This window comes from Streptomyces sp. NPDC048636 (assembly GCF_040650655.1).
GTDB lineage: Bacteria > Actinomycetota > Actinomycetes > Streptomycetales > Streptomycetaceae > Streptomyces.
The window spans coordinates 208,119-222,127 of the sequence record NZ_JBEZHR010000007.1; the positions used below are offsets into that span (position 1 = coordinate 208,119).

12 protein-coding genes are annotated in these 14,009 nt (G+C 71.5%); 7 read left to right on the top strand and 5 right to left on the bottom strand.

Annotated elements, in window-relative coordinates:
• Nucleotides 1-28: 28 nt before the first annotated feature.
• The gene (locus AB0C66_RS21030; protein WP_362440476.1) at nt 29-526 is read right to left on the bottom strand and encodes an SseB family protein; all 498 of its coding nucleotides are present in this window, start codon (nt 524-526) and stop codon (nt 29-31) included.
• 140 nt (nt 527-666) lie between these two features.
• Between AB0C66_RS21030 and AB0C66_RS21035 the strand changes: the two genes are divergently transcribed.
• Nucleotides 667-2,493, top strand: a complete 1,827-nt coding sequence (locus tag AB0C66_RS21035) for an acyl-CoA dehydrogenase (protein ID WP_362440479.1) — start codon at nt 667-669, stop codon at nt 2,491-2,493.
• 139 nt (nt 2,494-2,632) lie between these two features.
• On the opposite strand, the gene AB0C66_RS21040 is transcribed toward AB0C66_RS21035, so the two are convergent.
• The gene (locus AB0C66_RS21040) at nt 2,633-2,998 is read right to left on the bottom strand and encodes a hypothetical protein (protein ID WP_362440482.1); all 366 of its coding nucleotides are present in this window, start codon (nt 2,996-2,998) and stop codon (nt 2,633-2,635) included.
• An 18-nt stretch (nt 2,999-3,016) separates the two neighbouring features.
• Nucleotides 3,017-3,760 (bottom strand): TNT domain-containing protein, encoded by a 744-nt coding sequence (locus AB0C66_RS21045; RefSeq protein ID WP_362440485.1) that lies wholly within the window; start codon nt 3,758-3,760, stop codon nt 3,017-3,019.
• 181 nt (nt 3,761-3,941) lie between these two features.
• Here AB0C66_RS21045 and AB0C66_RS21050 point away from each other — a divergent pair, with 181 nt between their 5' ends.
• The 5 genes from AB0C66_RS21050 (at nt 3,942) to AB0C66_RS21070 (ending at nt 10,365) form a co-directional block, all read left to right on the top strand.
• Nucleotides 3,942-5,234: a M18 family aminopeptidase gene (locus AB0C66_RS21050; RefSeq protein WP_362440488.1), complete on the top strand. Its 1,293-nt coding sequence runs from the start codon at nt 3,942-3,944 to the stop codon at nt 5,232-5,234.
• Complete coding sequence (locus AB0C66_RS21055) at nt 5,235-7,166, top strand: BTAD domain-containing putative transcriptional regulator (RefSeq protein WP_362440491.1); 1,932 nt, start codon at nt 5,235-5,237, stop codon at nt 7,164-7,166. It begins immediately after the preceding gene.
• A gap of 194 nt (nt 7,167-7,360) precedes the next feature.
• The gene (locus AB0C66_RS21060) at nt 7,361-8,077 is read left to right on the top strand and encodes a DUF4232 domain-containing protein (protein WP_362440494.1); all 717 of its coding nucleotides are present in this window, start codon (nt 7,361-7,363) and stop codon (nt 8,075-8,077) included.
• Nucleotides 8,078-8,402: 325 nt separating this feature from the next.
• Nucleotides 8,403-9,395 carry a hypothetical protein gene (locus tag AB0C66_RS21065; RefSeq protein ID WP_362440497.1) on the top strand — a complete coding sequence of 331 codons (993 nt, stop codon included), beginning with the start codon at nt 8,403-8,405 and terminating at the stop codon, nt 9,393-9,395.
• 772 nt (nt 9,396-10,167) lie between these two features.
• Complete coding sequence (locus tag AB0C66_RS21070; RefSeq protein WP_362440500.1) at nt 10,168-10,365, top strand: hypothetical protein; 198 nt, start codon at nt 10,168-10,170, stop codon at nt 10,363-10,365.
• A gap of 18 nt (nt 10,366-10,383) precedes the next feature.
• Here the strand turns inward: AB0C66_RS21070 and AB0C66_RS21075 are convergent, their stop codons facing one another.
• A complete protein-coding gene (locus AB0C66_RS21075) occupies nt 10,384-12,204 on the bottom strand; it encodes an NHL domain-containing thioredoxin family protein (RefSeq protein WP_362440503.1) in 1,821 nt (606 codons plus the stop codon).
• Nucleotides 12,205-12,218: 14 nt separating this feature from the next.
• Nucleotides 12,219-13,043, bottom strand: coding sequence for a carbon-nitrogen family hydrolase (locus AB0C66_RS21080; protein WP_362440505.1), 825 nt, complete (start codon nt 13,041-13,043; stop codon nt 12,219-12,221).
• 140 nt (nt 13,044-13,183) lie between these two features.
• On the opposite strand from AB0C66_RS21080, the gene AB0C66_RS21085 reads away from it, so the two are divergent.
• Nucleotides 13,184-14,008 (top strand): maleylpyruvate isomerase family mycothiol-dependent enzyme, encoded by an 825-nt coding sequence (locus AB0C66_RS21085; RefSeq protein WP_362440508.1) that lies wholly within the window; start codon nt 13,184-13,186, stop codon nt 14,006-14,008.
• The last annotated feature ends 1 nt before the right edge of the window (nt 14,009 follow it).

The window sequence follows — 14,009 nt, forward strand, 5'->3', positions numbered from 1 at the left end:
GACCCGCAAGACCGCCTCCGCGCCCGCCCTAGCCGTACATACGCCGCATCGCGAAATCGACCATCTGTTCGACCGCCTTGGCGTCGAAGACCATCCGGTGGTCGCCCTCCATGTCGAGGACGAAGCCGTAGCCGGTGGGCAGCAGATCGATCACCTCGGCCCCGGTGATGACGAAGTACTTGGACTCCTTGCCCGCGTACCGCCGCAGCTCCTTGAGCGAGGTGAACATCGGGATCACCGGCTGCTGGGTGTTGTGCAGGGCGAGGAAGCCGGGGTTGTCACCGCGCGGGCAGTAGATCTTGGAGCTCGCGAAGATCTGCTGGAAGTCCTCCGCCGACATCGAGCCGGTGGTGAAGGCGCGCACCGCGTCGGCCAGCGACGGCGCCGACGGCTCGGGGTACAGCGGCTGCTCGCCGTATCCCGCACCGGGCTGTGGGTGGTGCGACAGCGGCGGCTGCTGTTGCGGCGGAGGTGGCGGAGCGGCGTAGCCCTGCCCTGCGCTCGCGTTCTGGTCGTAGCCGTACATGCACCGAAGCGTACTGAGTCACAGTTGACCCTTTGAGGGTTGCCCTTTATTACCCACGGGTAGCATCATGGCGACTGAGATCGCATCGATACGCGTCACATCAGAGGTCCCTGCCTCCCGAGCCTTACGGAGCCGTCGCCATGGGGCACTACAAGTCGAATCTCCGCGACATCGAGTTCAACCTCTTCGAGGTGCTCGGCCGCGACAAGCTGTACGGCACCGGTCCGTTCGCGGAGATGGACGTCGAGACCGCGAAGAGCGTGCTGGCGGAGATAGCCCGGCTCTCCGAGAACGAGCTGGCCGACTCCTACGCCGACTCTGACCGCAACCCGCCGGTCTTCGACCCGGCCACGAACACCGCGCCGGTCCCCGAGTCGTTCAAGAAGAGCTACCAGGCGTACATGGACGCCGAGTGGTGGCGCCTGGGCGTCCCGGAGTCGCTGGGCGGCACCGCCTGCCCGCGCTCGCTGCTGTGGGGCTCGGCCGAGACCATCCTCGGGTCCAACACCCCGATCTGGATGTACGCTTCCGGCCCCGCCTTCGCGGGTGTGCTCCATGACGAGGGCACCGAGGAGCAGTTGAAGATCGCTCAGCTGATGGTGGACAAGCAGTGGGGCTCCACCATGGTGCTGACCGAGCCGGACGCCGGCTCCGACGTGGGCGCCGGCCGCACCAAGGCGGTTCAGCAGGAGGACGGCAGCTGGCACATCGACGGGGTGAAGCGCTTCATCACCTCCGGTGAGCACGACCTCTCCGAGAACATCATCCACTTCGTGCTGGCCCGGCCCGAGGGCGCGGGGCCCGGCACCAAGGGTCTGTCGCTGTTCATCGTGCCCAAGTACGACTTCGACTGGGAGACCGGTGAGCTCGGCGAGCGCAACGGCGCCTACGCCACCAACGTCGAGCACAAGATGGGTCTGCGGGTGTCCAACACCTGTGAGCTGACCTTCGGTGCCAACGGTCCGGCCAAGGGCTGGCTGCTGGGCGAGAAGCACGACGGCATCCGCCAGATGTTCAAGATCATCGAGTTCGCGCGGATGATGGTCGGCACCAAGGCCATGGCCACCCTCTCCACCGGCTACCTGAACGCGCTGGAGTACGCCAAGGAGCGGGTGCAGGGCGCCGACCTCGCGGCCTTCACCGACAAGACCGCCCCGCGCGTCGCCATCACCCGCCACCCGGACGTGCGCCGCTCGCTGATGACGCAGAAGGCGTACGCGGAGGGCCTGCGCTCCCTCGTCCTCTACACCGCCTCGGTCCAGGACGAGATCCTGGTCAAGGAGGCCGCCGACGAGGACGCCACCGAGCTCCACGGTCTCAACGACCTGCTGCTCCCGATCGTCAAGGGCTACGGCTCGGAGAAGGCGTACGAGCAGCTGGCGCAGTCGCTCCAGACCATCGGCGGCTCCGGCTACCTCCAGGAGTACCCGCTCGAGCAGTACATCCGGGACGCCAAGATCGACACCCTCTACGAGGGCACCACGGCGATCCAGGGCCAGGACTACTTCTTCCGCAAGATCGTCCGCGACCAGGGCAAGTCGCTGACCATCATCTCCGAGGAGATCAAGAAGTTCCTGGCCGAGGCGGTCGGCGGCGAGGAGCTGGCCCCGGCCCGCGACCGGCTCGCCCAGGCCGCGGTGGACCTGGAGGGCATCGTGGGCACGATGCTCACCGACCTGGCCGCCACCGAGCAGGATGTCGCGTCGATCTACAAGGTCGGCCTGAACTCCACCCGGCTGCTGATGGCCTCCGGTGACGTCATCATCGGCTACCTGCTGCTCAAGGGCGCCGCGGTGGCCAGCGAGAAGGTGGGCACCGCCTCCTCGAAGGACACCGCCTTCTACCAGGGCAAGATCGCGGTCGCGAAGTTCTTCGCGCAGGAGGTTCTGCCGCTCCTCTCCGTCCAGCGCACGCTGGCCGACTCCGTCGACCAGGGTCTGATGGACCTGGACGAGTCCGCGTTCTGATCACTCGGTGACACCGGCTCACGCGTGACGCCGACCGGCACAGCCTGAGCGAAGCCGTCCAGCGGCGGTGGAAGCCGGCCGACCCCTTCCGGGGCGGCCGGCTTCCGTGCTCCGACCGCTTCTCCGCCGCCGCTCCCGGCTACCGCTCCTCGTCGGGCCCACGCTCCCGCAGAGCCCGCTCCACCTCTTCCCATGCCTGACGGCGGATCTCCTCGCCCTCGGCCAGCAGCTCCTCGACCGACGCGCTCCCGTCGCCGGGCGGCCGCGGCCGCGCCCTCAGTTTGGCCAGCAGATCCCGGCACGCCTCGTCCTCGGTGGTGAACCGGCTCATGTCACGGTCCACCGAGCGCTCCCTCAGCCCGGTCGTCCAGCCGCCCTCCGGCGCGGGGCGCAGGAAGTAGTAGGCGTCCGGCTGGACCGGGATGTCATGCGCTCCCGGGATGTCGTACAGCGCGTCCGGCACCTGGTCCTCATCGAGGAGGCGGATCAGTTCCCATCGGTCCACGGGAACCAGCATCCGCGATCAGTTGAGCGGGGTCAGGTTCCCGGCCGCGACCAACTGGGCGACCGAGGGGCCGGTCAGGTACTGGAGCGCCTCTCCCGGCTGGCCGAACCAGGGCCGGATCGGACCGGCCTCCACCAGGAAGGGCTTGCTGACCTTGTAGAGGTGGTACCCGAACGGGTAGTTCGTGTCGAGGGTGTTGAGGTTGCTCGGCGGCAGCGCGCGCTCGGCGTAGGGCGTACCGGCCGGGGCGAGGAAGTGGCCGAAGCCGCTGCCGAAGAGGTCCACCTTCTGTCCGGTCCGCAGGCTGATGGTGGTCTTCAGCGGCTCACCGTTGAGCAGCGTCCAGCCGTCCGGATACGGATACCACCAGCCGTTGGTCGTCTGGTTCCAGTAGCAGTTGAGGAAGGCCGCGGAGGTACGGTAGCCGTCCAGCCGCTGGTAGCCCTCGAGCATCCGGCCGATCGGGCCGGTGCGGGGCAGATAGGCCGGGCCGAGCCGCCAGTCACCCTGGTAGTACGGCTGGGTATTGACGGGTGCGCTGTTCGTCCCGCCGACGCGGTCCGCGCTCGGGCACGACGCCGGACGGCCGTTCCCGCCGCCGGGGCCCGTACCGGTGTGCGGGTCGGACGTACCGGCCTCGGTCGAGGAGGGAACCAGCCCCATGGCGACGAACCCGGCCGCGGGCTGTGCCACGGCCGAGCCACCACTGCACAGCAGTAGCAGCGACCCCAGGACAACGAGGACGTGTCGTAGAACGCGCATCCGGTACTTCCCCTTGCGTGCGACTCAATACGAGGGAGCGGTCACGGGGAATATCGGCCTATTTGCCGGACTCATAGCCTTAGCTGACGTGCTTTCATCAGATCGGCTCAACACCACCCCACGGATGGATCCCTTCCCGGGCACTCCGGTCGCCGGGCCGGTCCGAATCTATGCTGAGCACATGAGCGCACACCCCGGCATCGACCGTGGCCACACCGACGACCTGATGTCCTTCCTCCGCGCCAGCCCATCGCCGTACCACGCGGTGGGAAATGCCGCTCAGCGCCTGGAAAAGGCGGGCTTCCGGCAGGTCGAGGAGACCGCCGCCTGGGACGGTGAGGCGGGCGGGCGGTATGTGCTGCGGGGCGGAGCGATCATCGCTTGGTACGTGCCGGAGGGGGCGAGCCCGTCCACTCCGTACCGGATTGTGGGCGCTCACACCGACTCTCCCAATTTGCGGGTCAAGCCGATTCCCGACACGGGAGCCCATGGCTGGCGCCAGATCGCCGTCGAGATCTACGGCGGTGCCCTCCTCAACACCTGGCTCGACCGCGACCTCGGCCTCTCCGGCCGGATCACCCTCAGAGACGGCTCCCACCGGCTGGTCACCGTCGACCGCCCGCTGCTGCGGGTGCCCCAGCTCGCCGTGCACCTGGACCGGTCCGTCAACAGCGAGGGGCTCAAGCTCGACAAGCAGCGCCATATGACGCCGATCTGGGGCCTGGGCGAGGTCGAGGAGGGCGATCTGATCCGCTTCGTCGCCGACGAGACCGGTGTCGCGGCCGAGGAGATCGGCGGCTGGGACCTGATGGTGCACAGCGTCGAACCGCCCGCCTACCTCGGCCGTGACCGCGAGCTGCTGGCCGGTCCCCGGATGGACAACCTGCTGTCCGTGCACGCCGGTACGGCCGCGCTGGTGGCCGCCTCCGCCGGGTCCGGCCTCGACGCCATCCCGGTGCTCGCCGCCTTCGACCACGAGGAGAACGGCAGCCAGTCCGACACCGGCGCCGACGGCCCGCTGCTCGGCAATGTCCTGGAGCGCTCGGTCTTCGCCCGCGGCGGTGGCTACGAGGACCGGGCGCGCGCCTTCGCGGGCAGCGTCTGCCTCTCCTCCGACACCGGGCACGCCGTCCACCCGAACTACGCCGAGCGCCATGAGCCCGGCCACCACCCACGCCCGAACGGCGGCCCGATCCTGAAGGTCAACGTCAACCAGCGCTACGCCACCGACGGCTCCGGACGGGCCGTCTTCGCCGCCGCCTGTGAGCGCGCCGGGGTGCCCTGGCAGAGCTTCGTCTCCCATAACTCGATGCCGTGCGGCACCACCATCGGCCCGATCACCGCCGCCCGCCATGGCATCTCCACCGTCGACATCGGCGTGGCCATCCTGTCCATGCACTCGGCGCGCGAGCTGTGCGGTGCTCAGGACCCGAGGCTGCTCGCCAAGGCGCTGACCGCATTTCTGGAGGGCTGAGTGCGCTTCTCCCTGCTGGGCCCCGTGGCGGTGACCACCGGCCCTCCGGCAGCGGCCGTCGAGGTCCCGTTGGGGGCGGCCAAACGGCGCAGTGTGCTCGCCATGTTGCTGCTGCGGCCCAACTCCACCGTCTCCATGGAGCAGTTGATCGCCAGTCTGTGGGAGGAGGAGCCACCTGCCCACGCCAAGACCGTCATCCAGGGGCATGTCTCCCGGCTGCGCGCGGTCCTGGCCGAGCACGGCGCCGGTGAGCTGGGCGTCGAGCTCACCACCCATGGCTCCGCCTATCTGCTGCGGCTGCCCGAAGGGCTGGTCGACGCCCAGCGCTTCGACCACCTGGTCTCCAGCGCCCAGCCGGAGGGCGCCCCGGCCGACGCCGTCCAGCTGCTGAGCCAGGCGCTCGGGCTGTGGCACGGCCCGGCGCTCACGGGGACGGTGGCCAGTCCGCCGTTCGCCGCCGCGGCGCACGCCCTGGAGGAGCGGCGGCTGACCGCCGTGGAGGCGCTGGCACGGGCCTACGGGGCGCTCGGCGAACATGACCGGGCCGCGGGTGTGCTGCACCCCGCCGCGCTCGCCCAGCCGCTGCGCGAGGGGCTGATCGCGGACCTGATGCTGGCGCTGTACCGCACCGGGCGGCAGTCCGACGCGATCGCCTGGTTCCACCGCACCCGGGAGCTGCTCGCCGACGACCTGGGCGTGGACCCGGGGGAGCGGCTGACCGGGGCGTACCAGGAGATCCTGCGGGCCGGACCGGTGCCGGACTCGGGCCGCGGCGGCGGCGCCGACGGCGGCGGCCAGGCCGGGGCCCAGCCGGCGCCCACCGCCCCCGCGCACCAGGCAGCCGCCCCCGCGGCGGCCGGTGGCGGCCCGGTGCCCGAACTGCTCCCCCGGCCCCCGGCCGGGTTCCTCGGGCGGACCGAGGAGCTGGCGGAGCTGGCCCGGCTGACACTGGCCGCCGAACCGGACCGCGGCTACGGCGGCGCCCCCGGCGGCTTCCCGTCCGAGGGCGGCATCACGCTCGTCACCGGGCCCGCCGGGGTCGGCAAGACCGGTCTCGCGGTGTACTGGGGCCACGCCTACGCGGGCGCCTTCCCCGACGGGCGGCTCTTCGCCGATCTGCGCGGCTTCAGCGGCGGTGAGGAGGCGGCGCCGCTGGAGGTGCTGCGCGAGTTCCTGTTCGCCATGGGCACCCCGGCCGACCAGATCCCCTCCTCGCCGCAGGCGGCCTCCGCGCTCTACCGCTCACTGGTCGCCCGGCGGCGGCTGCTGGTGGTGCTGGACAACGCCCGCAGCTCGGCCCAGGTGCGGCCGCTGCTGCCCGGCGGACCCCACTGCGCCACGCTGGTCACCAGCCGCAGCAGGCTCGACGGGCTGATCGCCACCGACGCCGCCCGGCCGATGCGGCTGCACGCGCTCGGCCCCGAGGAGGGCATCTCCCTGCTCGGCGCGCTGCTCGGACCGGAGCGGGTCGCCGAGGACCCCACCGCCGCACAGGAGTTGGTGACGCTGTGCGACGGGCTTCCGCTGGCCCTGCGCGCCGCCTCCGCACAGCTGATGGCCCGGCCGCGCTGGCGGCTGGCCCGGCTGGCCACCGCCCTGCGCGACGAGCGGCGCAGACTCGCCCTGCTGTCGGCGGAGGACGCCGGGGTGGCCGCCGCGCTGCGCAATTCGGTGGCCCGGCTCTCCGCCGACGACGCCGCGCTGCTGCGCACCCTGGGCACCGGCTTCGCCCGGGAGGTCAACACGGCGGAGGCGGCGGCCCTCTCCGGGGCGGACCCGGACCTGATCCAGGACGCCCTGGACCGGCTCGCCGAGATGCATCTGCTGGACGAGGAGGCCACCAACCGCTACGTGATGAGCGATCTGGTGAAGCTCTTCGCCCAGGGCGACGGCAGCGGGGACGGGCCCCCGGCAGGCGGCAGACCGCACTGACCGGCCGACCGGCCGACGGGTACGGGGGCCCGTTCGCCCGGTGGGAGAGCCGAACGACACCGCTGACGCCCGCCGGTGGGGGCGCGTTAGTGAGGCGTTAGCGATGTGGCAGCGGTACGGCAGCCGTACGCCAACGGGGTCGGACAGTCTTGAGACATACCGCAAGGCGTCCTCAACCCGCTGGGGGAAACACCATGTCGATCACCGCCACCAACGCCCGCACCATCCGCACCGCCGTCGCCAGCCTGACCATCATGGGCGCGGCCCTGACCCTCGCCGCCTGCGGTGGCAACGACGCGGAGGGCGTCAAGCGCTCCGGCTCCGCGGAGAGTTCGGCCGCCGCCCAGGCTTCCGACGCCAAGGGTGCCGACGCCAAGGGCGCGGCGGACACGCAGGACAAGGCCGCGCGGGGCGGCGCGGACGCCGGTACCAAGGGCGGTGCCCAGGCGGCCGGTAAGGGCACGGTCCCCGACGCCAGTAGCCGGAGCGGCAGCGGTGCCAGGCCCGGCACCTGTGCCCCGAGCGATGTGTCGATGAGCGTCAGCAAGGTCTCCCGGCCGGTCAACCACCTGCTGCTCAAGGCCACCAACAACTCCGGTAGGACCTGCACCCTCCCGAACTTCCCCACCCTGCGGTTCGATGACGCGCAGGCGGCCACCCCGGCCGCCGAGGCCACCAAGCCGCAGGCCGTCGTCACCCTCGCACCGGGCGAGTCCGGCTACGCGGGCATCCTCACCTCCAGCGCCGACGGCTCCGGCAGCGAGGGCACCGAGGTCGGCAAGCTGGACGTGTTCCTCAAGGGCTCGGACGCCGCCACCACCGTCTCGCTGCCCGGCGGCTCGGTGTACGTCGACAGCAGCGCGGAGGTCACCTACTGGCAGAGCGACAGCTCCGACGCGCTCGAGTGGTGAGGCGACGGGTATCGCCCGCCTCTCCCTGACCCGGGCAGCCGACTCCCCTGCGGCTGCCCGACGACCGACGGCCCCCGCCTCCCCCGCGGGGGCCGTCCCGTCATATCCCGCGCCCTCGCCCTCCACGTCCCGCCCACGACCGTCCCGCCCGATGTCCCAGCAGGTCACAGCGGTGGGCGGGAACGGGATGTCCCATGGGACGGCAGCACCCCCGAAACCCCCTTCCGCACGGCCGAGAGTGGATCCCGTCGCCGCGGCGGATCGGCCCGGCGGCTCAACCGACAGGCACCGGCGGACAGTCGGCGCCCTCGAAGGGGGATTCGAGATGAGCCACTCCACCGTGCACGGTCCACGCCGGACCCTGCTGCGCAAGGTCCTCCCCACGGTCGTCGCGGCCGGTATCGGCGCCGCCGGACTCGTGGGCTGCTCCGGCGGCGGCGACAGCGGCGGCCATGACGCCACGGCGGACAAGGCCGCTGCGGCGGGCAAGGCGGCCGGGAAGAGCGCGCTGAGCCGTGACACCGAGGTCAAGGCCGACGACCCGGGTCTGAAGCTGAAGACCACCAGCGGTGAGTTCGGCACCAGGGCGGCGGCCACGGCCGACTTCCCCACCTGGGGAACGCGCTGGGTGGTCCATCAGTCGCCGGACACCAACTCCCCCTCGGTCGGCATGATCAACCGGGGCGCCGCGGGCCAGGACCGCGTCACCGCCGACTACCAGGTCGACACCGGGCACAAGGTGTGCGAGGACAGTGCCTGCTCGACCTATATGGCCCACCTCACCAAGCCGGTCAACGGCTTCCTGAGCGTGGTCGCGGTGGACATCCCGCAGGACTCGCTGCCGGGTGTCCCGGTGCAGAACGGCGGTCAGCCGCCGAAGCCCCCGCAGACCGGCGGCACCCGCGGCGAAGCGCTCCGGCGCGCCGCCACCTGGCTCACGGCCAACGGCGGCACCCGGGTCCCGTACAGCCAGGCCAAGGTCTGGAAGGACGGCTACCGGCAGGACTGCTCGGGCTTCGTCTCCATGGCGCTGGGCCTGAAGGCCCCCGGCACCAACACCGTGGGGCTCGCCGGCTCCGGTATCACCAAGCCGATCTCGCTCGGTGAGCTCAAGCCCGGTGATCTGCTCATCGACGCCTCGGGCGACAACAACACCCGCCATGTCGTGATGTTCGAGAAGTGGAACGACGCCGCCCACACCTCGTACACCTCGTACGAGCAGCGGGGGGAGTTCGGGACGGACCACGCGACCCGGAAGTACGGGCTGGAGCCGGGCAGTGAGTACAAGCCCTACCGTCCGCTGAAGTTCACGGACTGATGCGCTGGTTCACGGAGTGATCCGCTCCTGATCCGGTTCCTGTAACGAGCGGCACGTCCACCGTGGGGGTGTGGACGTGCCGCTCGTCATGTTCATGATCCACATGCTCCAATAGTGAATGTGCCAGCGCATCCGAATCGCTCCGAGAACCCACGACGAAAGCCACTCGCCCCGCTCCCCGGCCAACTCTCCGGCCCGGTGAGAGAATTCGTGACCGCACTGCGCCACATGCATGGCGAACTGGGGCTGAGCCTGACCGAGTTGGAGAGCAGGCTGCCCGCCAGCCGCTCCTCCCTCTCCCGCTATCTGCGCGGCCAGAGCCTGCCCGACGAACGGCTCCTGGTCCAATGGGGCAAGCTCTCCTTCACCGCCGAGGACCGGCTGCCCGAACTGGTCGAGCTGCTGCACCGGGCCAACGAGGCCGCCTCGGCCGAGGAAGCCGCTCAGGGCTCCGCCGAGGAGGACGCCGCTCAAGCGGACGGCCCGGCTCACGGGGACACGCCGACCGGCCCGGGGCCTCCGTCCGGCGGGCGGCGGCGCAGACGGCTGCGGCTGGCCCTCGCGGCCGCCGGCACGGCCGTGGTCATCGCCGGGGCCACGGTCACCGCCCTCGTCCGGCGACGACTCCTCCGACGGCACGCCGTCCGCGGCCGCGCAGAGCGCCCGGATCACCGTCCACAACGCCGAACGCGACTGCCGGACCCAACGCACCCGCTACTGCGCGCTGGGGCTGGCCGAGGACCCCTACCTGGCCTACCGCCCGTCCAACATCGTGGACCGGGTCTGGCACGGCGACGTCCTGCGCGCCGACTGCCGGATCGCCAACGGGGTCACGGTCACCGACGAGGCGGGCGGACACAGCAGCATGTGGTTCCGGGTCAGCAAGGACGGCAAGCGGGTGTGGATCCCGGCGATCCGGATCCGCCCCGACCAGGTGCAGTACACCAAACTGCCCAACTGCCCCGGCTGATCGCGCCCGGACGGAGGGTCAGGAGGGCTCGTCCATCCCGGCGAGCACCAGCGGCAGCCGCGCCGCACCGCCCTCCGCGACCCGGACCGGAACGCCCCAGTCCTGCTGGTGCACATGGCAGGCCGGGTACTCGTTCTCAGGGGCGTCGTCGCAGGAGGCGGCCATCGCCGAGACATGCAGGACGCCCTCGGTGACCCCGTCCGCCAGTACCAGCTCCCGGCTCAGATCGGTGCCCGCGCCGTCGCCCCTGGCCAGCAGCCCGGGCGGGGTGGCGGAGACCAGCAGCCGGGTGGAGGGGCCGTAGCGGGTGTCCAGCTTCTGTCCGGCGGGCGCCTGGAAGACCACGTCCAGCCGGAGCGTGCCCGGGGCGATCTCGGTGGCCGCGCGCCGGGTGCGGTGCGCCACCCCCTCCACCCGTACGGCCTCCTCGGGCAGCCGCAGCCGGGTCAGCCGGTGCCGGGCCGACTCCACCACCACGATGTCCCGGTCCACCAGCACCGCGCCGGACGGTTCGCGCAGATCGGTGGCGAGGGTGGTGACCTCGCCGGTTGCCGGGTCGTAGCGGCGCAGCGCGTGGTTGTAGGTGTCGGCGACGGCGACCGAGCCGTCGGGCAGCGCGGTGACGCCCAGCGGGTGCTGGAGCAGGGCCTGTTCCGCGTCGCCGTCCCGGTGGCCGAAGTCGAAGAGCCCGGTGCCCACGGCGGTGCGGACCACGAAGCCCTCGCCGTCCCGCTCGACCCAGCGGACCGCGGAAGTCTCGGAGTCGGCGATCCACAGCCGGTCCGCGGCCGCGGCGAGCCCGGACGGCTGGGCGAACCACGCCTGGTCGGCGGCCCCGTCCACCAGGCCCTCGTTGGTGGTCCCGGCGGCGGCGCGGACCGTCCCGGCCTCCGGGTCGTATGTCCACAGCTGGTGGACACCGGCCATCGCGATCCACAGCCGGTCGGCGAACCAGGCCAGGTCCCACGGCGAGGACAGGTCCACCTCGCGGGCGGGCCCCTCGGCGGGCGAACCCTGCCACCACTGACGGCCGGTTCCGGCGAGGGTGGTGGTCCCGCCGGTGGCGGGGTCGTAGCGGCGCAGCGCGTGGTTGACGGTGTCGGCGACGGCGACCGTGCCGTCCGGCAGGTGTGCGAGCCCCTGGGGCTCGCTGAAGCGGGCCCGCTCCGGGGGACCGTCGGTCAGCCCGCGGGTGCCGTCACCGATCCGGCGGACCACGGTCTCGCCGTCCGCCGCCAGCTCCACCAGCTGGTGCCGGGTGGTGTCGGAGACCAGGAAGGTGCCGCCGGGCAGCAGCAGCGCCTTGCCGGGGAAGCGCAGCTCGGTGGGGACGGGCTCGGGGGGTACATACGGCCCGTCGCCGCGGCGCAGCGTGCCCTTGGCGCCGTGCTCGGCCTCCAGCTCCGCCACCAGCGCCTCGAGGGCGTGGGCATGGCCCTCGCCCGCGTGCTGGGCGACCACATAGCCCTCGGGGTCGATGACCACGAGGGTGGGCCAGGCGCGTACCGCGTACTGCTTCCAGGTGGCGAGCTCGGGGTCGTCGAGGACCGGGTGGTGCACTCCGTAGCGCTCGACGGCGTCCACCACGGCCCGGTGGTCGGCCTCGTGGACGAACTTCGGCGAGTGCACCCCGATGATCACGACGGTGTCGCGGTGCTTCCCCTCCAGCTCGCGCAGCTCGTCCAGGACGTGCAGACAGTTCACACAGCAGAACGTCCAGAAGTCCAGGATCACGATGCGCCCCCGCAGATCCGCGAGGGTGAGGTCATTACCGCCGGTGTTGAGCCAGCCACCGCCGCCGGTCAGTTCGGGGGCGCGGACGCGTGCACGTGGAGCCATATCCCCATCAAACATCAGCCCCCGGCCGCGGCATTCCCCCGGGTCCGGGCGGTGGGCGCGGGCAGGCCCAGCACGCGGTCACGGAGCACCGGGAGGTCGGTACGGACCTGGTCGACCCGGCCCAGGTCCAGCTCGGCGGTGAGCACCTGCTCGGCGGCGTCCGTCTCGGCGACCACCTCGCCCCACGGGTCCACCACGATGCTGCACCCGGCCTGCTCGACCCCGGCGTGGGTGCCGGTGGAGCAGCAGCCGAGGACGTACGCCTGGTTCTCCACGGCGCGGGCGCGGGCCAGCAGCCGCCAGTGCTCACGGCGGCTGGCGGGCCATCCGGCCGGGATCACCAGGACCTTCGCCCCGGCCTCGGTCAGCAGCCGGAAGAGCTCGGGGAAGCGGAGGTCGTAGCAGATGGCGAGGCCCAGGGTGGCGTCCGGCGGGCCGGTGGTGACGATCTCCTCGCCCGCACCCATCATCACGGCCTCGCCCTGGTCGAAGCCGAAACGGTGGATCTTGCGATAGCTGCGCGCGAGGGCGCCGTCGGGGGAGAAGACCAGGGCGGTGTTGTAGAGGGTGCCGTCGGGGGCGCGCTCGACGATCGAGCCCGCGTGCAGCCAGACCCCGGTGTCCCGGGCGGCGTCCGCCATGGCCCGGGCGGTGGGGCCGTCCAGCGGCTCGGCACCGCTCACGAAGGAGTCGTAGGCGAAGGCCCCGAGCGTCCACAGTTCTGGCAGCACCACCAGATCGGAGCCGCGCTGGGCGCGGACGACACCGGCGGCGCGGTCGCGGCGGCTTTCGGGGGTCTCGTCCGGGTCTACGTCGATCTGGACCAAAGAGGCTCGCACACTACCACCGCTCCCAGCCTTGGAGACCGTCAACCGGGCCTACGATCGGACTTGAAAGCACTGCCCTGGCACTCATGGGCAGCGTAACTTGAAGCCACACACCAGCACCCAGCCCGCGTACCAACCGCCCGAGGGGTCCCGTGACCGTCCATCCCAGCCTTCAGACCTCCATCGACGCCTGGACCCATTCCATCGACGCTATATCGGAGTTGGTCAATCCGCTCGTCGAGAACGAGTGGAACCGCCGCACCGAGTGCCCGGGATGGTCGGTGCGGGACGTCGTCTCCCATGTCATCGGACTCGAGTGCGAGATGCTGGGCGACCCCCGCCCCATCCACACACTGCCGCGCGACCTGTACCACGTCACCAACGAGACCTCGCGGTACATGGAGGTCCAGGTCGACGTCCGGCGCTGTCACACGGCGCCCGAGATGACCTCCGAGCTGGAGTACACCGTCATCCGGCGCTCCCGTCAGCTGCGGAACGAGAAGCGGGAGCCGGACACCGTGGTGCGCGTCCCCGGCGGTCTGGAGATGCCCCTCGAAGCCGCCCTGCGGCGGCGGGTGTTCGACGTCTGGGTGCATGAGCAGGACCTGCGCCGGGCGCTGAGCACGCCCGGCAATCTGGACTCCCCGGGCGCCCTCGTCGCCCGTGACACCCTGCTGTCGGCGCTGCCGAAAGTGGTCGCCAAGGACGCGGGCGCCGCGCCCCATTCGGCGGTGGTCTTCGATGTGCACGGCCCACTGGAGTTCATGCGGACCGTCCGGGTGGACGCGGACGGCAAGGCCACCATCGACGGCAGCGTCTCGCTCGGCCCGACCGTCACCCTCACCCTGGACTGGGAGACCTATCTGCGGCTGGCCTGCGGGCGGGTGCGGCCCGAGGCGGTCGCCGAACGGGTGAAGGTCGAGGGGGACCAGCAGCTGGCCGAGGCGATCCTCGACCACTTCGCCATCACGCCGTAGC